The 24,605-nt window shown below is 71.4% G+C and carries 24 protein-coding genes; 15 read left to right on the forward strand and 9 right to left on the reverse strand.

The genetic code is table 11. From position 1 onward, the window contains the following. Positions 1-39: 39 nt before the first annotated feature. From LY40_RS16705 to pucD, 4 genes are read left to right on the forward strand one after another with little or no spacing between them, the layout of a single operon-like run. Positions 40-906 (forward strand): FAD binding domain-containing protein, encoded by an 867-nt coding sequence (locus LY40_RS16705; protein WP_258937397.1) that lies wholly within the window; start codon positions 40-42, stop codon positions 904-906. Then, a complete protein-coding gene (locus LY40_RS16710; protein WP_183778492.1) occupies positions 897-1,358 on the forward strand; it encodes a (2Fe-2S)-binding protein in 462 nt (153 codons plus the stop codon). The genes LY40_RS16705 and LY40_RS16710 overlap by 10 nt, the downstream gene beginning before the upstream one ends. After that, entirely contained in the window at positions 1,355-2,692 is a 1,338-nt protein-coding gene (locus LY40_RS16715; protein WP_183778490.1) for an 8-oxoguanine deaminase, read from the forward strand. The genes LY40_RS16710 and LY40_RS16715 overlap by 4 nt, the downstream gene beginning before the upstream one ends. Beyond that, entirely contained in the window at positions 2,689-4,986 is a 2,298-nt protein-coding gene (gene pucD, locus LY40_RS16720) for a xanthine dehydrogenase subunit D (protein WP_258937398.1), read from the forward strand. Before LY40_RS16715 ends, pucD begins: the two co-directional genes overlap by 4 nt. 264 nt (positions 4,987-5,250) lie before the next feature. Here pucD and LY40_RS16725 read toward each other — a convergent pair whose 3' ends face one another. The 5 genes from LY40_RS16725 to LY40_RS16745 all read right to left on the reverse strand — a co-directional run bounded on the left by LY40_RS16725 (position 5,251) and on the right by LY40_RS16745 (position 9,029). Further along, complete coding sequence (locus tag LY40_RS16725) at positions 5,251-6,630, reverse strand: nucleobase:cation symporter-2 family protein (protein ID WP_258937399.1); 1,380 nt, start codon at positions 6,628-6,630, stop codon at positions 5,251-5,253. A gap of 111 nt (positions 6,631-6,741) precedes the next feature. Continuing rightward, positions 6,742-7,638, reverse strand: coding sequence for a factor-independent urate hydroxylase (gene pucL / locus LY40_RS16730; RefSeq protein ID WP_258937400.1), 897 nt, complete (start codon positions 7,636-7,638; stop codon positions 6,742-6,744). A 5-nt stretch (positions 7,639-7,643) separates the two neighbouring features. Beyond that, complete coding sequence (gene uraH / locus LY40_RS16735; protein ID WP_258937401.1) at positions 7,644-7,967, reverse strand: hydroxyisourate hydrolase; 324 nt, start codon at positions 7,965-7,967, stop codon at positions 7,644-7,646. After that, the gene (gene uraD / locus LY40_RS16740; protein ID WP_258937402.1) at positions 7,964-8,437 is read right to left on the reverse strand and encodes a 2-oxo-4-hydroxy-4-carboxy-5-ureidoimidazoline decarboxylase; all 474 of its coding nucleotides are present in this window, start codon (positions 8,435-8,437) and stop codon (positions 7,964-7,966) included. Before uraD ends, uraH begins: the two co-directional genes overlap by 4 nt. Positions 8,438-8,537: 100 nt before the next feature. Next, positions 8,538-9,029 (reverse strand): helix-turn-helix domain-containing protein, encoded by a 492-nt coding sequence (locus tag LY40_RS16745; protein ID WP_258937403.1) that lies wholly within the window; start codon positions 9,027-9,029, stop codon positions 8,538-8,540. 48 nt (positions 9,030-9,077) lie between these two features. Between LY40_RS16745 and LY40_RS16750 the strand changes: the two genes are divergently transcribed. Next, complete coding sequence (locus LY40_RS16750; RefSeq protein WP_183778477.1) at positions 9,078-9,902, forward strand: hydroxypyruvate isomerase family protein; 825 nt, start codon at positions 9,078-9,080, stop codon at positions 9,900-9,902. A gap of 30 nt (positions 9,903-9,932) precedes the next feature. Here the strand turns inward: LY40_RS16750 and LY40_RS16755 are convergent, their stop codons facing one another. Then, a complete protein-coding gene (locus LY40_RS16755) occupies positions 9,933-10,634 on the reverse strand; it encodes a helix-turn-helix domain-containing protein (RefSeq protein WP_258937404.1) in 702 nt (233 codons plus the stop codon). 156 nt (positions 10,635-10,790) lie between these two features. On the opposite strand from LY40_RS16755, the gene allB reads away from it, so the two are divergent. Beyond that, positions 10,791-12,152 carry an allantoinase AllB gene (allB, locus tag LY40_RS16760; protein ID WP_258937405.1) on the forward strand — a complete coding sequence of 454 codons (1,362 nt, stop codon included), beginning with the start codon at positions 10,791-10,793 and terminating at the stop codon, positions 12,150-12,152. A gap of 264 nt (positions 12,153-12,416) precedes the next feature. Here allB and LY40_RS16765 read toward each other — a convergent pair whose 3' ends face one another. Next, complete coding sequence (locus LY40_RS16765; RefSeq protein ID WP_183778474.1) at positions 12,417-13,061, reverse strand: (2Fe-2S)-binding protein; 645 nt, start codon at positions 13,059-13,061, stop codon at positions 12,417-12,419. Positions 13,062-13,146: 85 nt separating this feature from the next. Continuing rightward, entirely contained in the window at positions 13,147-13,983 is an 837-nt protein-coding gene (locus LY40_RS16770; protein ID WP_307876937.1) for a putative RNA methyltransferase, read from the reverse strand. Positions 13,984-14,198: 215 nt separating this feature from the next. On the opposite strand from LY40_RS16770, the gene LY40_RS16775 reads away from it, so the two are divergent. The 6 genes from LY40_RS16775 to LY40_RS16800 all read left to right on the forward strand — a co-directional run bounded on the left by LY40_RS16775 (position 14,199) and on the right by LY40_RS16800 (position 22,228). After that, entirely contained in the window at positions 14,199-15,497 is a 1,299-nt protein-coding gene (locus tag LY40_RS16775; RefSeq protein ID WP_183778470.1) for an ammonium transporter, read from the forward strand. Next, a complete protein-coding gene (locus LY40_RS16780; protein WP_183778469.1) occupies positions 15,494-15,832 on the forward strand; it encodes a P-II family nitrogen regulator in 339 nt (112 codons plus the stop codon). Before LY40_RS16775 ends, LY40_RS16780 begins: the two co-directional genes overlap by 4 nt. 9 nt (positions 15,833-15,841) lie before the next feature. After that, entirely contained in the window at positions 15,842-18,214 is a 2,373-nt protein-coding gene (locus LY40_RS16785; RefSeq protein ID WP_258937407.1) for a [protein-PII] uridylyltransferase, read from the forward strand. Between the two features lie 554 nt (positions 18,215-18,768). Then, complete coding sequence (gene ffh, locus LY40_RS16790; RefSeq protein ID WP_183778465.1) at positions 18,769-20,310, forward strand: signal recognition particle protein; 1,542 nt, start codon at positions 18,769-18,771, stop codon at positions 20,308-20,310. 6 nt (positions 20,311-20,316) lie between these two features. Continuing rightward, the gene (locus LY40_RS16795) at positions 20,317-21,381 is read left to right on the forward strand and encodes an amidohydrolase family protein (RefSeq protein WP_183778463.1); all 1,065 of its coding nucleotides are present in this window, start codon (positions 20,317-20,319) and stop codon (positions 21,379-21,381) included. A gap of 82 nt (positions 21,382-21,463) precedes the next feature. Then, positions 21,464-22,228 (forward strand): CPBP family intramembrane glutamic endopeptidase, encoded by a 765-nt coding sequence (locus LY40_RS16800; RefSeq protein ID WP_372497689.1) that lies wholly within the window; start codon positions 21,464-21,466, stop codon positions 22,226-22,228. A gap of 4 nt (positions 22,229-22,232) precedes the next feature. Here LY40_RS16800 and LY40_RS16805 read toward each other — a convergent pair whose 3' ends face one another. Beyond that, positions 22,233-23,000 carry a sulfite exporter TauE/SafE family protein gene (locus LY40_RS16805; protein WP_258937408.1) on the reverse strand — a complete coding sequence of 256 codons (768 nt, stop codon included), beginning with the start codon at positions 22,998-23,000 and terminating at the stop codon, positions 22,233-22,235. Positions 23,001-23,279: 279 nt separating this feature from the next. Between LY40_RS16805 and rpsP the strand changes: the two genes are divergently transcribed. From rpsP to rimM, 3 genes are read left to right on the forward strand one after another with little or no spacing between them, the layout of a single operon-like run. After that, complete coding sequence (gene rpsP / locus LY40_RS16810) at positions 23,280-23,765, forward strand: 30S ribosomal protein S16 (protein ID WP_183778452.1); 486 nt, start codon at positions 23,280-23,282, stop codon at positions 23,763-23,765. Then, complete coding sequence (locus LY40_RS16815; protein WP_183778450.1) at positions 23,762-24,001, forward strand: RNA-binding protein; 240 nt, start codon at positions 23,762-23,764, stop codon at positions 23,999-24,001. The genes rpsP and LY40_RS16815 overlap by 4 nt, the downstream gene beginning before the upstream one ends. A gap of 11 nt (positions 24,002-24,012) precedes the next feature. Next, positions 24,013-24,582, forward strand: a complete 570-nt coding sequence (gene rimM / locus LY40_RS16820) for a ribosome maturation factor RimM (protein WP_183778448.1) — start codon at positions 24,013-24,015, stop codon at positions 24,580-24,582. Positions 24,583-24,605: the final 23 nt, after the last annotated feature.

Below are 24,605 nucleotides of genomic sequence, written 5' to 3' on the forward strand. Positions count from 1 at the left end.
GTCTACTGACAGAAGCAACCCGAGACCTGGAGCGAGACCGTGGAATTCGTCCGACCGGACAGCCTGCAGGAGGCGCTCGCCACGAAGGCGGAGCGTCCGGGGGCCGTGCCCATCGCAGGCGGCACCGACGTGATGGTCGAACTCAACTACGACCACCGGCGCCCCGAGGCGCTGCTGGACCTGACGCGGATCGCCGAGCTCGCCACCTGGTCCGCGTCCGGCGGGTACGTCCGACTGGGGGCGGGCGTGCCCTACACCCGACTGATCGACGAACTCGGTGACACGCTCCCCGGCCTGGCGATGGCATCCCGCACCGTGGGGTCGCCGCAGATCCGCAACCGCGGCACCGTCGGCGGCAACCTGGGCGCCGCCTCGCCCGCGGGCGACACGCACCCCGTACTGCTCGCCGTCGGCGCGGAGATAGAACTCGCCTCGGCTCGCGGCGTGCGGCGGATTCCGGCGACCGACTTCTACACAGGCGTCAAGCGCAGCGTCCTTGAACCCGACGAGCTGATCACCGCCGTGCTCCTGCCTGTGGCGGGAACGGCCGCGGAGCAGTTCAGCAAGATCGGGACGCGCAACGCCATGGTGATCGCGGTGTGCTCGCTGGGCCTCGTCCTCCGCGACGGCCGCGCCGGTGTCGCCATCGGATCGGCCGCGCCCACCCCGCGCCGGGTGTCGGGAGCCGAGGAGTTCCTCGCCGCCGAACTGCCGTGGGACGACGACGCGCCGCTGCCGGACTCGCTGAAGCGGCGGTTCGCCGAGCTCGTGGCCGCGGCCACGGAACCGATCGACGACGTCCGGGGTACCGCCGACTACCGCACCCACGCCCTCGGCGTCCTCGCGCGACGGACGCTGACCTGGGCCTGGGACGACTACCGAGGGAGCGTGCGAGCATGCGCCTGAATCTGACCGTCAACGGCGAGCGGCGCCGAGCCGACGACGTGTGGGAAGGCGAGAGCCTGCTGTACGTGCTGCGGGAGCGGCTCGGCCTCCCGGGGTCGAAGAACGCCTGCGAACAGGGCGAGTGCGGCTCCTGCACGGTGTATCTGGACGAGGTGCCCGCGTGCGCCTGCCTCGTCGCCGCGGGGCAGGCCGAGGGCAGGGAGGTTCGTACCGTCGAAGGGCTCGCCGACGGCGACACGCTCGATCCCGTCCAGCAGTCGTTCGTGGAGTGCGGCGCCGTCCAGTGCGGATTCTGCACGCCGGGACTGGTCGTCGCCGCGCACGACCTGCTGCGCCGCGAACCGGATCCGAGTGACGAGGAGATCCGCGAGGCCCTGGCGGGGAACCTGTGCCGCTGCACGGGTTACGAGAAGATCCTCGACGCGGTGCGCTCGGCGGCGAGTGCGCGATGATGATCATCGAGAACGCGGCGGTCGCGACCGTCGACGCCCAGGGGACCGAGTACCGCAACGGCCACGTCGTCGTCGACGGCGAGGTCCTCGTCGCCGTCGGGGACGGCCCCGCGCCCGCGCGGTACACCGGAACCCGGGTCGACGCCTCCGGGCGTCTCGTCACCCCAGGGCTGATCAACACCCACCACCACCTGTACCAGTGGGCCACGCGCGGCTACGCCGCCGATTCGACACTGTTCCAGTGGCTCGTCGAGCTGTATCCGGTGTGGGGCGGCCTCGACGCCGAGATCACCCACGCCGCCGCGTCCGCCGGACTGGCGCGCCTCGCGCTCACCGGCTGCACCACGGTCGCCGACCACCACTACGTCTTTCCGCGCGAGGGCGGCGACCAGCTGGCCGCCCTGGTGTCCGCGGTGGACCGGGTCGGTGTGCGCGGCCACCTCGTGCGTGGCTCGATGGACCGCGGGCAGTCTCACGGCGGACTGCCGCCGGATCACCTCGTCGAAGATCTCGATGCCGCCCTCGCGGGCACGGAAGCGGCCATCGACGCCCACCACGACCCGGCGCCCGACGCGCGGGTGCGCATCGCCGTGGGCCCGTGCTCGCCGTTCACCGTCACCGAGCGGCTCATGATCGATGCCGCGGACCTCGCGCGGCGCAAGGGCGTCCGGCTGCACACGCACCTGGCCGAAACGCTCGACGAGGAGCGGCAGTGCCTCGCCGAGTTCGGGTGCACGCCCGCCGAGTACGCCGACAAACTCGGCTGGCTCGGCGACGACGTGTGGCTGGCCCACACCGTGCACCTCGCCGACGACGCGGTCCGCCGCATGGGCGCCACCGGAACGGGAGCCGCGCACTGCCCGACCTCGAACGGCAGGCTCGGCACGGGCATCGCCCCGGCGCGGGCGCTGCTCGACGCGGGCGCACCCGTCGGCCTCGGTGTCGACGGTGCCGCGTCCAACGAATCCGGCGGCCTGGGGGAGGAACTGCACCAGGCCCTGCTGCAGGCCCGGCAGCAGGGCGGTCCCGAGGCGCTGACGACCCGGCAGGCGCTGTGGATGGGCACGATGGGCGGGGCACGCTGCCTCGGCCGCGAGGGGGAGATCGGTTCGCTCGAACCCGGCAAGTTGGCCGACCTGGCCGTGTGGGATCTCGGCGGACTGCGTTACGCCGGTATCGACGACCCGGTCGCCGCGCTCGTCCTCGGCGCGACACCCGATGTGAGCATGCTGCTGGTCGGCGGCGAGACCGTCGTCGCCGACGGGCGGCTGGCCACCACCGACGAGGAGGCAGTGACCGCGGAACTCCGCACCGCGAGCAGGAGGATGCGATGACGTCGACGACCGGCGGCCGCACCGCAGCCACGACCGTGAACGGGGTAGGCACCAGCCCGGCCCGCCCGGACGGCACCAGGAAGGTGCGGGGCGAGTTCGCCTACTCGTCCGACCTGTGGCACGAGGACATGCTGTGGGGCGCGACGCTGCGCAGTCCGTATCCGCACGCGCGCGTCACCGGCGTCGACATCGCCGCCGCCGTCGCCGTGCCCGGCGTGTACGCCGTGCTGACCCACGACGACGTGCCCGGCCTGAACCGCTACGGCCTCGAACACCCGGACCAGCCCGTGCTCGCCGACGACGTGGTGCGCTACCGCGGTGAACCCGTCGCCGTCGTGGCCGCCGACCACCCGGAGACCGCGCAGCGGGCGGTGAAACTCATCGACGTCACCTACGACGTGCTCGACCCGGTGACCGACGCCGAGGAGGCGGTGCGCGGCGACGTTGCGGCGGTGCACCCGGGCGGGAACGTGGTGCGGCACGCGGCGATCCGGCGGGGCGAGCAGGCCTCGCAGGCCGACGTCGTCGTCACCGGACGCTACGAGGTCGGCATGCAGGACCAGGCGTTCCTCGGCCCCGAGTCCGGTCTGGCCGTGCCCGACGGCAGCGGCGGCGTGGACCTGTACGTGGCGACCCAGTGGCTGCACGTCGACCAGCAGCAGATCGTCGCCGCGCTCGGCGTGTCGCCGGAGCAGGTGCGGCTGACGCTGGCCGGTGTCGGTGGTGCGTTCGGCGGGCGTGAGGACCTGTCGATGCAGATCCACGCCAGCCTGCTCGCGCTGTACACCGGCAACCCGGTGAAGATGGTCTACAACCGTGAGGAGTCGTTCTACGGCCACGTTCATCGGCACCCCGCGACGATGTACTACGAGCATGGTGCCACCCGCGACGGCAGGCTCGTCTATGTCACCGCCCGGATCTACCTCGACGGCGGCGCCTACGCCTCGTCGACGGGTGCCGTGGTGGGCAATGCCGCGACCCTCGGCGTCGGCCCCTACGACGTGCCGAACGTGCGCATCGACTGCTGGGGCACGTACACCAACAATCCGCCGTGCGGGGCGATGCGGGGATTCGGCGCGGTGCAGGCGGCGTTCGGCTACGAGTCGCAGATGGACAAACTCGCCGCCGCGTGCGGGCTCTCGCCCACCGAGGTCCGGCGCCGCAACGCCATGTGCGAGGGCACCGTCATGCCCACCGGGCAGACCGTCGACTCGGCCGCACCGGTGGCCGAGCTGCTGGACCGACTCGACGCCATGCCCCTTCCCTCCGGTCCCTCACGGGACGCGGGCGTGGCCGATCTGCGCAGCCTTCCCGGCGGCGTGTCCAACACGACTCACGGTGAGGGCGTCGTGCGCGGCGTCGGCTACGCCGTCGGCATCAAGAACATCTGCTTCTCCGAGGGATTCGACGACTACTCGACCGCCCGCGTGCGATTGGCCGCCGTCGGCGGCGAACCCGCCGTGACGGTGCAGACCGCGGCCGCGGAGGTCGGCCAGGGGCTGGTGACGATCCTCCAGCAAATCGTCCGCACCGAGCTGGGCGTCGACCAGGTGACGATCCTGCCGGCCGGCACCTCGATCGGCAGCGCAGGCTCGACGTCGGCGTCCCGGCAGTCCTACATGACCGGTGGCGCCGTGCGGGCGGCGGCGCTGAAGGTACGCGGAGCGCTGTTGTCCCATGCCGCGACGACACTGTCCCGCACCGCCGCTGAGCTGCACCTCGACGGCGGCAAGCTCGCCTCCGCGGCGGACGGCGTGCTCGCCGACCTCGTCGACGTGCTCGGCGAGGCGGAGTTCGATGAGACCGTTGAATGGCGGCACCGGCCCACCGAAGCGCTCGACCCCGAGACCGGCCAGGGCAACGCGCACGTCCAGTACGGGTTCGCCGCCCACCGCGCCGTCGTCGACGTCGACGTCGAGCTCGGCCTCGTCAAGGTGGTGTCGCTGGACTGCGTGCAGGACGTCGGCAAGGCGCTCAACCCCCAGGCCGTCGTCGGCCAGATCCAGGGCGGCTCCGCCCAGGGGCTCGGCCTGGCGCTGATGGAGGAGATCCGGACCGACGGCGGCGTGATCCGCAACCCGTCGTTCACCGACTACCTCATCCCGACGGTGCTCGACATGCCGCCGATGAACATCGAGGTGCTCGAACTGGCCGACCCGCACGCCCCCTACGGCCTGCGCGGCGTCGGCGAACCTCCCACGATCTCGTCCACCCCGGCCATCGTCGCGGCCATCCGCGCCGCGACCGGCAAGGAACTGCTCCGAGTCCCGGTGCGCCCCGACCACCTCATCTGAGATCGCGGATCCGCGTTCCCGGCCTCGGACCGTCCCCGGAGCCGCGCAGGCCCGTGTTGCAACTTCCGGGGCCCGTGTTGCGTTTTCCAGGGGCCGTGTTGTGCGTTGCGGGGTTCGTATTGCGGATTCCGGGGCGGCGCCACCCCGCCGACTGGGAACCATCGGCACACGAGTCCGCAACACGGCCGCCTGGATCGACAACACGGCGCCGTTGAAACCCGCCGGTGTCGTGCTCCCGGTGGCGATCGGGCACGCGGGAAACGGTCAGCTGCCGGACGACTCCGTCGGGTTCGGATCCGTCGAGCTCGTGCTTGCCGTGCCCGTGGGTTCCGTGTCCGTGGATTCCGGGTCCGCGGCGGACCGCCGTACACGGTCGCCGAACACGAGGTTGAGCACCACGGCGGCGAGACAGCCCGCGCTGATCCCGGAGTCGAGCACGGTGCGCAGCGCGGACGGGAACCCGGCGTAGAACTCGGGTGCCGCGATCGGGATGAGCCCGATTCCGAGCGCCGCGGCGACGATCGTGACGTTGGCGGGCCGTTCGAACGATGCCTTCGCCAGCGTCCGCAGGCCCGACACGGCGACGCTGCCGAACAGCACGAGCCCGGCACCGCCGAGCACGGGCTGCGGCACGAGGGCCACGATCCCTCCGGTCACCGGGAACATGCCCAGCAACACGAGAATCAGTCCGCTCGCCGCCACCACGTACCGGCTCACCATGCGCGTCAGCGCGACGAGTCCGACGTTCTGCGCGAAGGCCGTGCAGGCGAAGCCGCCGAACACGGTCGCCACGGCGGTGCCGAACCCGTCGGCGCGCAACCCGTCCGCCAGCGTGCGCTCCGAGGTGGGCCGGTCGACGATCTCGCCGAGTGCCAACATGTCCGCGGTGCTCTCGGCCATGATCACCAGCGCCACGATCGCCATCGAGACGATCGCCGCGATGTCGAACACCGGCGTGCCGAAGTGGAACGGTGTGACGATCCCGAAGGCGGGCGCCTCCGCGAGTGTCGACGTGTCGACCTCGCCCAGTGGCCAGGCGACGAGCGTGCCCAGCACCAGGCCCAGCAGCAGCGCGATCCGGCTCCAGAAGCCCGACAGGAACCGGTTGAACGCGAGAACCGCCACGAGCGTGATGCCCGCCAGCAGGAGGTTCGTCCCGCTCGCCGATTCCTCCTGCTGCGCGATCCAGCCGACCGCCACCGGCAGCAGCGACACCCCGATGAGCGTGATGACGGTGCCCGTGACGATCGGCGGGAAGAACCGGGTGAGCCGGGAGAAGAACGGTGCCGCCAGCACGATCAGCGCACCCGCGACGATCGTCGAACCGTAGACGACGCCGAGCGAGGCCTGCTGTCCGTGCTGTTCCACGATGGCCAGCACGGGCGCGACCGCCGCGAACGTCACGCCGTTCACCAGCGGAAGCCGGGCGCCGAACCGCCACACGCCGAGGGTCTGCAGGAGCGTGGCCAGGCCGGCGGTCAGCAGGCTTGCGCTGATCAGCAGGCTCAGCTGGCCGGGGGAGAGGCCCACCGCCCCGCCGATGATCAGCGGCGGGGCGACGACGCCCGCGTACATGGCTGCGACGTGCTGCAGGCCTCCGGCGATCAGTTGTGGCAGCGGCGGTTTCGTGTCGACGGGATGCACGCAGAACCCCTCCAAAGTGGTCGGTGGCTGCCTGGCGACGGTGACGGACGGCGGTACCGGTCGGCGGGGTGCGGTCTCGGCCGGTCGCGGCCGTGGAACCCGGTCGGTGACTCAGAACTCGGGCAACGAGTACCAGGCGAGCCCGGCCGCGTCGGCGGGTTCGTCGTCCCGGAGCACGGTGCCCTCGATGAGGCCGTACGGGCGGTCGGCGGCGTGGAACACCTCGTTCTCGTTGGACAGCCCGAACGGGCTCAGGTCCACGAGGAAATGGTGCTTGTTCGGCATGGCCAACCGGATCTCGGCGACCTCGGGCCGTGCCTCGAGTACGGCTTCGCCCATCGCGTACAGGGTCTGCTGCAGCGACAGGCTGTGTTTGGTGGCGAACGTTTCGAGCAGCGTGCGGCGGATCTCGTCGAACGACAGGGTCCAGTCGATACCGCTCGTGGCGGAATAGCGCCAGCGTGCCGTGACGGCCGTCGCAAGAATCCGGTCGTCGGTCTCGGCGAGCGTGGTGTATTCGTCGCGCGGGAATCCGTGGAACTCCGACCCGGTGGATTTCAGCACCGTCAGGCCGGTCAGGCCGGACACGACCCAGGCCTTGCCGTCCTGCAGCGTCACCGCCGTGGTGCGCTCCTCGCCCCCGGGGCGGCTGAACGCGTGATCGTGTGGTGTTCCGCCCACGTCGATGCGGTTCCACGCGTGTTCGGAGATCAGTATGCGGGCGCCCGTGATGTGTTCGAACGAACCGGTGAAATGCTCGGCGAGCCGCAGTGCGAAGTCCTCGACCTCGCCGACCCCGCCGGCGGCGAAGGCGTAGACGGTGTTCTTCTGCGTGTCGGTGGCCACGACGTCGGCGTTGTCGCCCGTCAGGTGCGTGCGCTCGAGTTGGCCGCGCAGGGACGTCGACACCGTGAGGTCCTTGAGGTGGTGCACCGGCCCCTCGCGGTCGACGGTGACGAGCCTGACCTCGGCCTTGCCGTACTGGTTGGGCCCCAGCGTGATGCCCATGTGGATCAGCTCCCTCGGTAGGTGGAGTAGGCGAACGGGCTCAACAGCACGGGTACGTGGTGGTGCGCGGCCGGATCGGTGATGCGGAAGGCGACGGTCACCTCGGGCAGGAAGCAGCCCTCGCCCAAATAGGACTCGGTGTCGAACACGAGCCGGTACACACCTGCTGGCAGGGTGTCGGGTCCGAGGTCGCGGACGCGGCCGTCGTCGTCGGTGGTGGCGGCCGCGATGGTCGACCAGTCGTCGTCGCGGGCGTCCAGGCGCACGGGAACGCCCGCGGCGGGCCGTCCGCGCCCGGTGTCGAGGACGTGCGTGGTCACGAGGCTCATGCGGTCACCGCTTTCTCCAGGCGCAGCAGCGCGATCTCGACCAGTTCTTCGCCCGCGATGCGCAGCTCGGTGTCTGGGTCGTTGCCGAGCCGTGAGCGGAGGTTCGCGAGCAGTTCGGCGCCGCTGCGGCCGCTCGCGCACACCAGGAACACGTGCCCGAACCGCTTCTCGTACTCGACGTTGGCGGCGCGGAACCGCTCGGCGTCCGCATCGTCCACACCGGACTGTTCGGCGTGCGACGTGCCCGCGGCCGGTTTCTCGCCGATGCGCGGATGGGCCGCCATCGCGGCGTGGATCTCCGCCGGTTCGAGCGTGATGCGGGCATGGGCCAGCAGCGCGCCGACGTCGGCGTACGGGCGGCCCGCCAGCAGGCGGTCGGCCCACCGGTCGACGTCGAGGCATCCGGTCAGCAGTGGCCGGACGCGGTCGGGATCGGCCGAGTTGAACTCGGCCAGCCGCAGGTGGCTCATCCGTTGCAACGTAAGCGAGCCCCATCAGTGCGTCAACATTTTGTTGAAATCCGTGCGCACGCGGGGCGCAAGCGAATGCGCGTGAGCGCGTCCCTGGGGATCAGTCCTGGTCGAGGTGCCGGTCGCGGTTGAGGTAGTTGTACACCGTGAAGCGCGTGACGCCGAGCTGTTCGGCGACCGCTGCCACGGACCGGCGCAGCTGGAAGGCGCCCCGCTCGTCGAGCAGGCGTACCGCCCGCTGTTTGCCTGCTCTGTCCAGATCGGACAACCGGGTGCCGAGTTCGGCCTCCACCCGGCGCACGATGCCGTCCAGCACGCTGCCCGGTTCGGTCCCGTCCGGTTCGACGCTGGCGCCGGGCTGTTGCAGCCGCAGGGTGAGCCGGGTGGCGCCGCCGTCGAGAGCCGCGCGCGCGATCGAGGGGAGTGCGTCGAGCAGGGCCTCCGAGTCACCGCTGACCGACGTGCCGAGTGGGCCGAAGTCCGTGCTCAGCCCAGCCGCCTCGGCCGCGGCGCGCGCCTGGACGGCGTGCTCAGGCGGCGTGCCCTCCCCATGGAAGGGTTCGCTCGTGAACTCGGCCTCCAGGTGTCCCACGAAGGGGAAGGTTACGGGGGAACGCGGCGGGCGGGCCAGAATGGGCGCATGAGCCCGGACCCCACCCTGCACGGCCTGCACTTCGACGCCCACCTGTCGACGCTGTTCACCGAGTTGCCGCTGCTCGAACGTCCCCGTGCGGCGCGCGAAGCCGGCTTCGACGCCGTGGAGTGCTGGTGGCCGTTCGACGCCGTGGCCGTCCCGGCCGATGCCGAGGTCGACGCGTTCGTCTCGGCGATCACCGACGCCGGGGTGCGCCTGGTCAGCCTGAACTTCTTCGCGGGCGACATGGCGGCGGGCGACAGCGGACTCGTGTCGTGGCCGGGCCGTGAGACGGAACTGGCCGACAGCGTCGACGTGGCTCTCGACATCGCGCGCAGGCTCGGTACCCGGCGATTCAACGCGCTGTACGGCAACCGGCTCGACGGCGTCGACCCCCGGGAGCAGGACGAGGTCGCGGCCGCTACGCTCGACCGGCTGGCACGCCGCGTCGGCGAGTTCGACGGCAAGATCGTGCTGGAGGCACTGTCCGGCCGCCCCGCGTACCCGCTGACCACGACCGCTGACGCCCTGGCCATCCTGGACCGCGTCGGCAGGCCCGAGCTGACGCTGCTCACGGACCTGTACCACCGCGCGGTCGTCGGCGACATCGACACCGTCGCCGAGCACGCCGCGCGCACCGGGCATGTCCAGCTGGCCGACGCACCCGGCCGCCACGAACCGGGCAGCGGCACCACCGACCTCGACCGCCATCTCGCCGCGCTCGAGGCGGCCGGCTACGACGGGTTCGTCGGCCTCGAATACCTGCCCACCACGGACACGGTCACGTCGCTGGACTGGCTGCCGCGCGGCCGCCGCTCCGGGCACCGCTGAGCGGGGTGCGGGAGCCGGTCGGCTCGGTGGTCAGTGCACGTTGATCCACACGGCGACCGCGGTGTCGGCGCCGTCGTTGCGGATGCGGTGTGGCCGCGCCGACGGGAACCGGATGCCGTCGCCGGGGCCGAGTTCGTGCCGGACACCGTCGACGTCGACGGTCAGCCGTCCGGCCGTGACGCTGCCCATCTCGTGGCCGGCGTGGCTGAGGTACTCGGCGTCCTGGCTCGAGGTCGACCCCGGTGGGTAGACGGTCTCGTACACCTCTGCGCCGGACAGCGGTACGGGGGTGAGGCTCCGGTACGTGACGCCGTCGCCGAGCGAGAGCACCGCGGACTCGTCCGCGCGCGTGACCACGACCGCGTCGCCGAGGTCGGACGTGCCCGCGCGCCGCGCGGCCCCAGTTCCGCCCGGCGGCGCGTCGCCGGTCTCCGTCCCGTCGGTCGGCGTCCCGCTCGGAACCGCCTCCGCCGCTGTCGCGTCCGCCGCGGTCGCTTCGGCAGTCGGCCCGCCGGGGGCCGTCTCGCCGAAGGCCGCGGACAGTGGCGCGTTCAGCGCCGACATGATCTGCAGCAGCCGGGTCACCGAGGGGCGCATCCGGCCGCGTTCTATCTGCGACAGCGCGCTCGGGCTGATCCCGAGTTCCGCCGACAGGGCGCGTAGGGACACGCCACGTCCGGTGCGCAGCGACCGGATGCGGGTACCGAGGTGCGTGTCGTCGGCGGGGAGCACGGATCGAATCTAGCGCGCCGGTCCCGGCCGCGGGGTCAGGCGCGGGGTGGTTGCCGCGCACGGGGTGCGTAGCGCATCGTGGGTACGGCGCGGGTGTTTACCTATGACTTCACATGTGCTTGGCTGCACGTGGTCTTTCGGTGAGGAGGTGCGGGTATGGACCTGGTGTTCCACGCGGCACGTGCGGTGACGCCCGACGGCGAACGGTCGTGCAGTGTCGGCGTGTCCGACGGGCGTGTCGCGGCGGTCGACGACTACGGCGCGCTGTCCGGTGATCGCGTGGTCGAGCTGCGGGAGGACGAGGTCCTGCTCCCCGGACTGGTCGACACACACGTGCACGTCAACGACCCCGGCCGCAGCGACTGGGAGGGCTTCGACACGGCCACCCGCGCGGCGGCCGCCGGGGGCGTCACCACGATCGTCGACATGCCGCTCAACTGCCTGCCGCCGACCGTGGACGTGGCCTCCCTCGACGTCAAACGCCGTGCGGCCGAGGGGCGCATCGCCGTCGACGTCGGGTTCTGGGGCGGCGCCGTCCCCGGCAACCGCGGCGAGCTGCGGCCGCTGCACGACGCGGGCGTGTTCGGGTTCAAGTGCTTCCTGTTGCACTCGGGCGTCGACGAGTTCGCCCCGCTCGACGAGACCGGACTCGAGGAGGCGATGCGCGAACTGGCCGAGTTCGACGGCCTGCTGATCGTGCACGCCGAGGACGCCGACACCATCGAAGGGGCGCCCGCCGCGCACGGCCGCGCCTACACCGACTTCCTCGGCTCACGCCCGAGCGCCGCCGAGAACACGGCGATCGCCCGCGTGCTCGACCTCGCCCGCCGTACGGGCGCGCGCGTGCACATCCTGCACCTGGCGGCGGGCGACGCGGTGCCGTTGGTCGCCCAGGCCCGCGCCGACGGGGTGCGCGTCACCGCCGAAACCTGCCCGCACTATCTGAGTTTCGTCGCCGAGGAGATCCGCGACGGCGCCACCGAGTTCAAGTGCTGCCCGCCGATCCGCGAAGCGGGCAACCGGGAAGAGCTGTGGCGGGCGCTGGGCGACGGCGTGATCGATTGCGTCGTGACCGACCATTCACCGTGCACCCCGGAGCTGAAACGGTTCGACACGGGCGACTTCGGCGATGCCTGGGGCGGCATCGCCGGCCTGCAGGTGGGACTGCCCGCCGTGTGGACCGGGGCGCGGTCGCGGGGATTCACCCTCGACGACGTCGTGCGGTGGATGGCGCAGCGGCCCGCCGAGCAGGTCGGACTGGCCAGCAAGGGACGCATCGCCGTCGGATGCGATGCGGACTTCGCGGTGTTCGCACCCGACGAGGCGTTCGTCGTCGACCGGACACGGCTGCGGCACCGCAACCCGGTGAGCGCCTATCACGAGCGGGCGCTGGCCGGAGTGGTGCGCGCGAGCTGGCTGCGCGGCCGGGAGATCAACCTCGAGCACGGGGCCGAGCCGTTCGGCGAGTTCCTGAGCAGGGAGGAATCCGCTGCGCCCGTCCGGAGTGGACAGCACTGACCGGCACATCCGTGCACGCGATCCTCACTCGGCCTCAGCCGAGCAGGGAGCGCAGCTGAACGCCCCCAAGGTCACCTTGGGGCGTTCAGCGCAGCCACGCGTCAGCGTGTCCTTGAGGGGCGGTGGCCGGGCGGCGGGTGGGAGCCCCTGTTCTTCCCTTGATCAAGGTGTGCCCTGCGGGGCGCTGTGTGCCTTGCGGGGCGCTGTGGGGTGCTGCGGGACGCTGTGGCGCGCCTGCCTACCCGTCGGGTCTCGCGCCCGGCCTCAGCCGAGCAGGGAGCGCAGCCGCCGGGTGCGTTCCTCGGGGGTCTGCTTCGGACAGCTGGCGCACTTCTGGCCGCCGGGGATGTCGTAGATCAGGCAGCACGAGGTTCGCCGCACCACCGGAGTCCCGCCGACCTCGGTGAACAGCGGCCGGGGCATCGGCGCGCCCGCGGCGACGATCCCGTCACCGAGCTCGCCAGCCAGCCGCATCGCCTCCCCGGCCCTGTCCGTGCGCGACCCCGCCCAGAGCAGCCGGTTCCCGATCGAATCGGCCGCGATCGCCCACAACGAGCGTGACGTGGCCCCGCTGACCTCCGCGATCGCCTCGACGGCCGCACCCAGCGCCCGCGCGAACGCCTCCGCGAGCCGATCGAACTCACCGTGGAAGGCCCGCACCGACCGGGAGTCGAGGATCCGGCCGTCGTGGTGGACCTGCAGCATCACGGCTTCCAGCGACGGATCCGCCGCCGTTCCGGTGTGGACCAGTGACTCCAGCGCAGGCGCCACGAGCATCGACGACGCCGAGTACCACCGGATCGTGCCGAGCACCCGGTCACCAGCCGCGCCGTAGAGTCCCGCCGCACGCCGCAGGTCCTCTCGCAGCCAGTCGCGGTCGGCCAGCACGCTCGCCGCCAGCTCGCTCACATGTTCCTCCCACGTCGCAGGTCGGCGGTCGTCGCGGCCCTACCGTTGCCCGACGGTACGCGCAGGCTCCGTCCGTTCCTCCGCCTCATCCGCTTCGTCGCAGCACCGACACGTCGAACTCGACGGTGACCGTCGTGGCGCCGGTCAGCGCGTCGAGCTTCTCACCGAGGCCGTCGCGATGGAGGTGGTGGGCGTTCGGCCCCATGAGCACGAGCCTGCGGACCTCGTCGGCGTCGAACTCGGCGGTGTGCCGCACCGTCTCCACCCCGGCGAGCTCGAAGTGCCCGGCCAGCGACTCGGCGACCCGGTCGGTCTTGTCGCCCGCGATGTCGAGTAGCCCCAGCTCGGTGACCAGCTCGCGCAGATGGCCCGCGCCGGGCGTCGCCACGGCGAGCAGGCCTCCGGGGCGCAGTACGCGGTGGAACTCGACGGGGTTGCGCGGCGCGAAGACGTCGAGGACGACGTCGGCGACGGCGTCGGCCACCGGCCACGGCTCCCACAGGTTCCACACCACGGCGCCGATCCGCGGATGTGCCTTCGCCGCACGCCGCAGGGCGGGCGCCGACACGTCGAGCGCCAGCCCCCACGCGGACTCGGTGGCCTCGAGCACCGCGGCGAGGTAGTAGCCCGTGCCCGCCCCCGCGTCGACGACGAACTCCGGATCCCCTGCCGACCGGGCGATGCGCGCGAGCAGGTCCGAGAGCGGTGCGTACCGGCCCGTCGCGAGGAAATCCGCGCGGGCGGCGACCATCTCGCTCGTGTCGGCGGTGCCGGCGTCGACACCCGCGCGGAGCAGGTTGACGTAGCCCTGCTTGGCGATGTCGAACGAGTGGCCACGTCCGCAGCGCAGCGACCGCCCCTCCGGATGCAGCTGCTCCGAGCACACCGAGCAGCGCAACGCGCCCACGACGGCGGGCGGCAACGAGCGCGGGTCGTTCCGAGTGGTCACGGACCATATTCGACCACGACGTTTCGCAACCGGACGTATCCGGCCCGGTGGGCGGAAACGCAGAAGTAACAATCCCGACGAACCGCTTCACGCACCCGAAACGTCCTGAGCCATTCGGCGCAACACGGCTTCCCGATGCTGTCCCGCAATCGCGAGTTCGGCTGCCTGCTCTCTTAAGGAGGAGACGCGTGGAAGGGAATACCGCCTGGTTGCTCACCAGTGCTGCGCTGGTGCTGCTCATGACGCCGGGGTTGGCGTTCTTCTACGGCGGCATGGTCCGCTCGAAGAGCGTTCTGAACATGCTGATGATGTGTTTCGGCTCGATGGGCCTCATCGGCGTGCTGTGGGTCGTCTACGGCTACTCGATGGCCTACGGCGGCACGGTCGGCGGGGTCGTCGGCAACCCGTTCGAGATGCTCGGGCTCTCCGGCCTGATGACGCCGGAGGGAGACCCGACAGCGGGCACGGTCGACGTCGCGTTCCAGGCGATGTTCGCGATCATCACGGTCGCACTGATCGCCGGTGCCGTCGCCGACCGCATGAAGTTCGGCGCCTGGATGCTGTTCGGCGGCCTGTGGGCCACGCTCGTCTACTTCCCGGTGGCGCACTGGGTGTGGGGTTCGGGCGGCTGGATCGACGAGCTGGGCGCACTGGACTTCGCGGGTGGCACCGCGGTGCACACCAACGCGGGTGCCGCCGCACTCGGGCTCGTGCTGGTACTCGGCAAGCGTGCCGGCTGGCCGAAGGAACCGATGAAGCCGCACAACCTGCCGTACGTGATGCTCGGCGCCGGCCTGCTGTGGTTCGGCTGGTTCGGCTTCAACGCCGGTTCGGCCTACGCCGCCGACGGTGTCGCGGGCATCGCCTTCATCAACACCGTGACCGCGACCGCTGCCGCGATGCTCGGCTGGCTGCTGCTCGAGCGAATCCGGGACGGCAAGCCCACCAGCCTCGGCGCCGCGTCCGGTGTCGTGGCGGGCCTGGTCGCCATCACGCCGGCCTGTGCCTACGTCGACACGTGGGGCGCGCTGGCCATCGGCACGATCGCCGGTGTCGTCTGCGCGGCCGCCGTCGGCCTCAAGTACCGCTTCGGCTACGACGACTCGCTGGACGTCGTCGGGGTGCACCTCGTCGGCGGCCTGATCGGCACGATCATGCTCGGTTTCGTGGCCACTGCGAGCGTGGTCCCGGACGGTGAGGGTGTCGACGGCCTGTTCTACGGCGGTAGCGTCGACCTGCTGGGCAAGCAGGTGCTGTCGGTGGTCGTCGTGATGATCTACTCCGGGGTCGTCGCCGCGATCCTCGGTGCCGTCGTCAAGGCCGTCACGGGTGGCCGGGTCTCGACCGAGGACGAGGTCGCGGGTATCGACGAGGCCGAGCACGCCGAGTCGGCCTACGACGTCGCAGGCGGTCGCGGTGGCCGTCCGACATCGGCCGGCGGCGGTATGGCGAGCTCGGCCAAGAAGCTGGAGGAGACCAACTCATGAAGCTGATCACCGCCGTCATCAAGCCCTTCACCCTCGACGACGTCCGCTCCGCGCTGGAACAGCTCGGCGTGCTCGGCATGACCGTCAGCGAGGTCCAGGGCTACGGCAGGCAGAAGGGCCACACCGAGGTCTACCGCGGCGCCGAGTACGCCGTCGACTTCGTGGCCAAGTTGAAGGTCGAGGTCGTGACCGACGACGCCAATGTGGACAAGGTCATCGACGCGGTGGCCGCCGCGGCCCACACCGGCAAGATCGGTGACGGGAAGGTGTGGGTCACCTCGGTCGACACCGTCGTGCGGGTCCGCACCGGTGAACGCGGCGCGGATGCCCTCTAGGCGCGCGCGGTGGTCGCAGGGGGGCTCGTCGAGGCGGTCGACAGACTGCTGGAAGGCAGGCACGGCAGGCTCGGTGCCGCGGCACTGCGCGCCGCGCTGGTCGACCTGTACGAGTTCTGGCTGAACAAGGCCGCCGCGGCGGCCGGCGCCGACGTCACCGGTTCGCTACCGGACGGCGTTGCGCTGGTCGCCGTCGGCGGTCTCGGCCGAAGGGAGCTCGTGCCCTTCTCCGATCTCGACCTCGTGCTGCTCCACAATGGACATCCGGAGATCGGCGAGATAGCGGATGCGCTCTGGTATCCGCTGTGGGACGCGCGCATCGGCCTGGACCACTCGGTGCGTACTCCTGCCGAGGCGCTGAAGGTCGCCTCGGAGGATCTGCGTACGGCGACGGGACTGCTGGACGGCAGGTTCGTCGCCGGCGATGCCGCACTGGCGTCCCGGCTCGTGGTCGCCGCTCGTGACCAGTGGCGGCGCACCGCGAGGAAACGCGTTCCGGAGCTCGTCGCCGCCACCCTGGAGCGCTGGCAGCGCAGCGGGGAGATCGCCCAGTCATCCGAACCCGACCTCAAACACGGCCGCGGCGGCCTGCGGGACCTGGGACTGCTGGATGCGTTCGCCGTCGCCCAGGTGGCCGACCGGCCCGGGGAGGAACTCACGGCCGCCCGTGAACTGCTGCTCGACGTGCGGACGGAACTGCGCCGCACGGTGCGCCGCGGCCGGGACGTGCTCGGGGCCGAGGACGCGGCCGTGGTCGCGTCGGAACTCGACTTCGGCGACCGGTTCGCCCTGGCCCGCAGGCTGTCCGGGGCGGGAAGGGCGGTCGCGTACGCCGTCGACGTCGCACTCAGGGCGGCCGACCCGCCGAAAGGCAGGTTCGGCAGGAAACCACCGCGCACGCCGTGCGGCGACGGCGTCGTGCTGCACGGCGACGAGGTGGCATTGGCGCGCGACGCCGTGCCCGCGCGGGATCCCGGACTGCTGCTGCGCGTCGGGGCCGCGTCGGCGCGGACCGGCACCCCGATCGCGCACGGCACGTTGCGCACGCTCGCCGATACGGCGCCCGAACTGCGGGCGCCGTGGCCGGAACCGGCCCGCAGGGCGCTGACGGAACTGCTCGGCGCCGGCGCCGGGCTCGTCGACGCCGTCGAGGCCCTCGACCGGACCGGGCTGTGGGCACGGCTGCTGCCCGAATGGGGAGCGGTCCGCGACCTGCCGCCGCGGGAACCGGTGCACGCGTGGACCGTCGACCGGCATCTGGTGCAGGCGTGTGTCGAGGCCGCAGGGCTGACCGACACGGTGGCGCGGCCCGACCTGCTGTTACTCGGGGCGTTGCTGCACGACATCGGCAAAGGGCGGGAGGCCGACCACTCCGAACTCGGCGCGGAGCTCGCCAAGCACGTGGCCGTCCGTATCGGACTGTCCGAACGGGATACCGAGCTCCTCGTCGGCATGGTCAGGCACCACCTGCTGCTGCCGGACACCGCCACACGCCGCGACATCAGCGAACCGGAGACGGTCGAACGCGTCGCCAAGACCGTCGACGGCGACCCCGTGCTGCTCGAACTGCTGCACGCGCTGGCGAAGGCCGACTCGCTGGCGACCGGTCCCGGCGTGTGGACCCACTGGAAGGCGGGCCTGGTGGCGGAACTGGTCAGCCGCACCCGCGCCCTGCTCACCGGCAGGCCCCTGCCCGAACCGGAGGCCGTCGACGCGGCGCAGCGCGAGCTGGTCGCCGAGGCGGTCCGCACCGGCAGGGGACAGGTCATCGTGGCCCCGGACCGCAGACAGGACAGGACCGCCACGGTCGTGTTCGCCGTTCCCGCTGGCGCCGAGCTGCTCACTCCCGCGGCGGGCGTGCTCGCGCTCAATTCCCTCGAGGTGCACACCGCGACGCTGCACACCGTGCCACCGGACGGACGCGAACCGGGCGACCGTGAGGCCGGTACGCACGAGAGCGGCAGGGTCGGCGTGTTCACCGCGTCGCCGCGCTTCGGCACGCCGCCCGATCCGGCGCTACTGCGCGACCAGTTCGCACGCGCGGTCGCCGGTGGGCTGGCGCTGGCGGAGAAGCTCGCCGAGAAGGAGCGGGCCTACGCGGGTGCTGCGACCGGACCCGTGTCGCCCAGGGTGCTGTGGTTCGACGACGAGACGGCCGGCCCCGAGACGGTCGTGGTCGAGCTGCGCGCCATGGACCGCATCGCCCTCCTGCACCGCGTCGCGGGCGCGCTGCGGCGCTGCGACGCCGAGGTGCGCTGGGCGAAGGCCGAGACTCTCGGCAACCGGGTGGTCGACGCGTTCGCCGTCACGCCGCGGACCGGCACGCGCGACACGGGCTGGCGCGAGCGCATCGAGCAGGCCCTCCTCGTGGCGGCCGGCTGACGGCGGGCGATCATCGCCCGGCTGTCGAGGCTGCCCCGCCTGCGCAGGCTGCGCAGTGCCGCCGCGCAGGGCGGCTCAGCGCGTTCCTGCCACCGGCCGTGCAGGACTGCTCCGCTGTTCGGGGGCGGCGCAGCCCGGGCGTCGCGCGCGTCCGGGACGAGCCGCGCGCGACCGGCCGTGCGAGTCCGAGCGCGGGAACCCCGGGAAACCCTCACACGGCAGGGCGCGCTCACCCAGCACCGGTTGAGTAGCTCTACTCAGCCCGATTCCGGTGTCTTCACGCTGCCGCGTACCCCCGTGCGGGCCGCATGCTGGGAACCAGCTCGGGCACATCGGTTCTCCAGCGGTGCGGTTCGCCTGGTGCTGGGGGTCTGGCGAACAGGCCGACCAGGGAGCCGAGTGCCCGAGAAGAGACGCCGCCCGGCCGGGCGAGGGGGATCTGTGGGGGACAGACCGGCCGGGCGGCCCCTCGACCATCGGCGGCCAGTACCCTGGGAGGTCGTCGGCGCAGTGAGCCGGCGCCAGGAACCACGAACTGCTGGAGCGTGCACCCCGTGTTCGACACCCTCTCGGATCGGCTCACCTCGGTCCTGCAGAACCTCCGCGGCAAGGGCAAGCTCTCCGACGCCGACATCGACGCCACGGCCCGCGAGATCCGCATCGCGCTGCTCGAGGCCGACGTCGCGCTGCCCGTGGTGCGGGAGTTCATCAAGCACGTCAAGGAGCGCGCGAAGGGCGCCGAGGTCTCCGAGGCGCTGAATCCGGCGCAACAGGTCATCAAGATCGTCAACGAGGAGCTCGTCGGCATCCTCGGCGGCGAGACGCGGCGGGTGAACCTCGCGAAGACCCCGCCGACCGTGATCATGCTCGCCGGTCTGCAGGGTTCCGGTAAGACGACGCTCGCGGGCAAGCTGGCGACGTGGCTGAAGAAGCAGGGGCACGCGCCGATGCTGGTGGCCTGCGACCTGCAGCGCCCGAACGCCGTGACGCAGCTGCAGGTGGTCGGTGAGCGCGCGGGTGTGACGACCTACGCCCCCGAGCCGGGCAACGGCGTGGGCGACCCGGTCGACGTCGCCAAGCGCAGCATCGAAGAGGCACGCCACGCGCAGCACGATGTGGTCGTGGTCGACACGGCCGGCCGGCTCGGTGTCGACGAAGAGCTGATGCAGCAGGCCGCCGACATCCGCGACGCGGTCCAGCCGGACGAGACGCTGTTCGTCGTCGACGCGATGATCGGTCAGGACGCGGTGACGACCGCCGAGGCGTTCCGCGACGGCGTCGGGTTCACCGGTGTCGTGCTGACCAAGCTCGACGGCGACGCCCGCGGTGGTGCGGCACTGTCGGTGCGGCAGGTGACCGGTGAGCCCATCCTGTTCGCCTCCAACGGGGAGAAGCTCGAGGACTTCGACGTCTTCCACCCCGACCGCATGGCCAGCCGCATCCTCGGCATGGGCGACATGCTCACCCTGATCGAGCAGGCGGAGCAGGCGTTCGACCAGGAGAAGGCCGAGCAGGCGGCATCCAAGCTGGGGACCGGCGACATGACGCTCGAGGACTTCCTCGAGCAGATGCAGGCCGTCCGCAAGATGGGGCCGATCGGCAATCTGCTGGGCATGCTGCCCGGTGCCGGGCAGATGAAGGACCAGCTGTCGCAGGTCGACGACTCGCAGATCGACCGGCTGCAGGCGATCATCCGCGGTATGACGCCCGCGGAGCGGGAGAACCCGAAGATCATCAACGCGTCCCGGCGGCAGCGCATCGCCAACGGTTCCGGTGTCGCGGTGCGTGAGGTCAACGACCTCGTCAACCGCTTCTACGAGGCCCGCAAGATGATGCAGCAGATGGCGGGCAAATTCGGCTTCGGCGGTGGCGGCGGCAGCGCCACGAAGAAGCAGAAGAAGGGGCGCAAGAACAAGAAGGGCAAGAACAAGGGGCAGCAGAAGCAGAAGATGCCCGGTGGCTTCCCCGGGATGCCGCCCGGTGGCATGCCCAGCGGTGGGGGCGGCATGCCCGACATGTCGCAGCTCGGCGGCGGGCTCAACGATCTGCCCCCCGGGTTCGATCCGTCGAAGCTGAAGCTGCCGAAGAACAAGTAGCCGCCCATGTTCCACATTCGCGGTGTCGTGCTGCCCGACGGACGGCAGCAGGACCTCTGGATCGACGGTGACCGGATCTCGCTGACGCCGGTGGAGGGCGCGCGCACGCTCGACGGTGCGTTCGTGCTGCCCGGGCTGGTCGACGCGCACTGCCATCCCGGCATCGGCGTCGACGGCCCGGTCACGCTCGACGAGGCCGCGGCGCAGGCCGAGACCGACCGTGACGCCGGGACCCTGCTCATCCGTGACTGCGGGGTGCCCATCGACACCCGTCCGCTGCAGCGGCGCGACGACCTGCCGCGGATCATCCGCAGCGGGAAGCACATCTCGCTGCCCAAGCGCTACATCCCGAATCTCGGTCTCGACCTCGAACACCCGGAGCAACTGCCGGATGCCGTGACCGAGCAGGCGCTCGCCGGCGACGGCTGGGTGAAGCTCGTGGGCGACTGGATCGACCGCAGCGTCGGGGACCTCGCGCCGCTGTGGCCGGACGACGTCCTGGCCGACGCCGTGAAGGCCGCCCACGACGCCGGCGCGCGCGTGACGGCGCACGTGTTCGGCGAGGCGGCGTTGCCGGGGCTCATCGACGCGGGGATCGACTGCCTCGAGCACGGCACCGGCCTCGACCGTGAACTCCTCGACCGGATGGCGGCACAGGGCACCGCCCTCGTGCCCACGCTGATCAACATCGAGAACTTCCCCGGAATCGCCGACCAGGCGGGCAAGTACCCGACGTACGCGGCCCACATGCGGGCACTGCACGCGGGTGTCGGCGACATGATCGGCGAGGCGATCGACGCCGGCGTCGACATCTACGCGGGCACCGACGCGGGTGGCATGGTCGCCCACGGCAAGTTGCCCGACGAGGTGTCCGCCCTGCACCGCGCGGGAATGCCGGCGGAGCAGGCGCTGGGTGCGGCGTCATGGGCGGCCCGCGCGTGGCTCGGCTACGACGGCATCGCCGACGGGAGGCCGGCCGACCTGGTGGTGTTCGACGCCGACCCGCGTGACGACCTCGACGTCCTTCGCAGCCCCCGGCACATCCTGCTCCGGGGACGACTCGTCGGCTGACGGCTGCCGGGCGGTCGTAACGACGCGGGCACGCACAGTAGGCTCGCGACGATTTGTCGGCCGAACACGGGGGAGGCCCAGCGTGGCGGTACCGAATCCGGGGCAGCCGGCGGCCGGCGACCCGAGTCCCGCGAGTCTGCCACGGCCACGCTGGGGCTTCGGTGCCTTCCTGCTCGTCGAGGCCGTGCTGCTGGCCTCGGCCGCCCTGATCGGCGCCATCCTGCACAGCGGCGGCGGGGACATGTCGGTGCGCAACGTGCTCATCGGCACGATGCTGCCCACGGTCATCGCGGCGGGCACGGCGCTGGTCATCACGAAGGTCCGCGGCAACGGCCCGCTGGCCGACCTCAACCTGTCCTGGTCCGCCGGCGACGTGAAGCTCGGCATCAAGCTGGGCGCCGTGGGGCTGGTCGTGACCAGCGTCGGCGCGTGGATCTGGACCGGGATCGTCGGCGAACGCAACGCCCAGTCCGCGATCAGTGCGCTCGTCGAGGGCCAGCCGATGTCGGTGCAGGCCGCCATCGTGATGTTCCTGTACCTGTGGCTGCTCGGGCCGATCTGCGAGGAGATCATCTACCGTGGCCTGCTCTGGAGCGCCACGGAACGACTGGAATGGCGCAAGGAGAAATGGGGCAGGCTCGCGGCGTTCGGCCTGTCGACCGCCGTGTTCGCCGTGAGCCACCTCGAACCGCTGCGCACGACGTTGCTGCTGGTCATCTCGATCCCCATCGGCCTGGCGCGCCTGATCACCGGACGGCTGCTCGGCAGCATCGTGGCCCATCAGATGAACAACTTCCTGCCCGCCGTGGCCATCCTGCTGACGGCGCTGGGGATCGTCGAGGTGTGACCCGCTACAGGGTCTGGACCAGCAGATGGGCCGCGAGCCCGAGGCCCGCCAGCGCGATCGCGATGCGCAGCGGACGTTCCGGCAACTTCCGCACGACCATGGGTCCCAGCCATGCGCCGACGAACGATCCTGCGGCCAGCGAGATCGCGGCGGTCCAGTCGACCGGGGCGAGGATCGCGAACGCGACGGCGGCCGTGGCGTTCGCGGCGCCCGTGGCGATGTTCTTGAGCGCGTTGGCCACGGGCAGTCGGTCCGGCAGCGAGATCGACAGCACCGCGAGCATCATGATGCCCGCGCCGGCACCGAAGTAGCCCGAGTAGATGGTGACCGCGACGAACGACGCCGCGAAACCGGTTCCGGGGGAGCGCTGCCGGCCTTTCCGCGCGGCGCGCACGTCGGCGGCCTGCCGCAGCCGGTCGCGCAGCAGGAGCAGCACCGAGCCGAGCGCGATCAGCCACGGCACGACCAGTTCGAACGTGTCGCCCGGGGTCGTCAGCAGCAGCGCGGCACCGACGGAACCACCACCGACAGCCGCGGCGACGATCTTGGCGAGCCTGCGTCCCTGGCCGCGGAGTTCGCGGCGCGACCCACCCGCCGCACCGAGGGTCGTCGCCAGCATCGCGACGGTGTTGGTCATGTTCGCCGTCAACGGCGGCAGGCCCGCGGCGAGCAGCGCCGGATAGCTGAACAGCGATGCCAGGCCCGCCACCGACGACGCCAGGCCCGCCGCCACGCCCGCTCCGGTGAGCAGTGCCACCGCCGTGACGTCCACCTGCGATCCTTTCGTCGTCGGCCCGTGCGGCGGGCGGCCGGCGCGCACTGCGGTGCCGGGCCCGCCACCGCAGTGTTCTCCGGGGCCGCTGGGGCCGGGGAGGGGAGCCCGTCGCAGGTGACGTACCTCGCTCTGGCAAAATGGTGGCTTGCCCGCTCCGAACGGGCCCTCTCACCGTGTCGGAGCGATACACAGACCTGCGGGCATCGCCGATCCGCTCCCCACTCGGGGGTGGTGCCTCGAACCGAGCAAGCGAACACGACAGGAGTACCCACACCCGTGGCCGTCAAGATCAAGCTGCAGCGCCTGGGCAAGATCCGTGCGCCGTACTACCGCATCATCGTCGCGGACGCGCGTACCCGGCGGGATGGCAAGGCCATCGAGACGATCGGCAAGTACCACCCGAAGGAAGAGCCGAGCTTCATCGAGGTGAACTCGGAGCGTGCGCAGTACTGGCTGGGCGTCGGCGCGCTGCCGACCGAGCCGGTGCAGCGCATCCTCGAGGTCACCGGCGACTGGCAGAAGCACAAGGGCCTGCCCGGTGCCGAGGGCACGCTGAAGCCGCAGCCGGAGAAGAAGACCAAGCAGGAGATCTTCAACGAGGCGCTCGCCGCCGCGAACGAAGAGCCGTCCGTCGCGGCCGTCACCCCGAAGAAGAAGGGTGGCAACAAGAAGGCCGACAAGGCGGAGAGCCCTGCCGAGGAGACCGCCGAGGCAGCTGAGTCCACCGAGGCCGAGGGCGAGAAGAAGGCCGACGAGGCGTGAGCTTCCTCGCCGACTCGCTCGAGCACCTGGTCCGCGGCATCGTCGACAATCCCGACGATGTCCGCGTGGACCTGGTCACCAACCGTCGTGGTCGCACACTCGAGGTCCACGTCCACCCGGACGATCTCGGCAAGGTGATCGGCCGTAGCGGCCGTACCGCGACGTCGCTGCGCACCGTGATGAACTCCGTCGGCGGCAAGGGTATCCGCGTCGACGTGATCGACACCGATCGCTGACGGGATTCGCCGTGGAGGTCGTGGTCGGCCGGGTCGCGAAAGCGCACGGCATTCGCGGTGAGCTCGCCGTGGACGTGCGCACCGATTCGCCGGACGAGCGTTTCGCCGAAGGTGCGGTTCTCACCGGTAAGTCCCGTAACGGTGGCACGACACGACTCACCGTGGCAGCCGCCCGCTGGCACAGCGGGCGGCTGCTGCTGCGTTTCGAGGAAGTTCCGGACCGCACCGCGGCGGAACGGCAGCGCGGTCTGTTGCTGCTCGCGGAGGCAGGTGAACTACCGCCGATCGACGATCCCGACGAGTTCTACGACCACGAACTCGAAGGACTGCGTGCGGAGCTGACCGACGGCACCGTCGTCGGCACTGTGCGCGAGATCGTCCATTCCCCAGGGGGAGAGCTGCTGTCGCTCGACCGTGACGGGGCCGAGGCACTCGTGCCGTTCGTGCGGGAGATCGTGCCCGAGGTCGACATCGACGGTGGCCGCGTCGTCCTCGACCCGCCCGAAGGGCTCCTGGACGACGGCGGCGAGACCGCCGGTGCGCCCGACGACGCGGCCGGTCCGGACGAACCGGCCCGATGACGCTCGCCCCGGGCCACGTCCCC

Source organism: Prauserella salsuginis (assembly GCF_024648885.1).
GTDB classification, from domain to species: Bacteria; Actinomycetota; Actinomycetes; order Mycobacteriales; family Pseudonocardiaceae; genus Prauserella; species Prauserella salsuginis.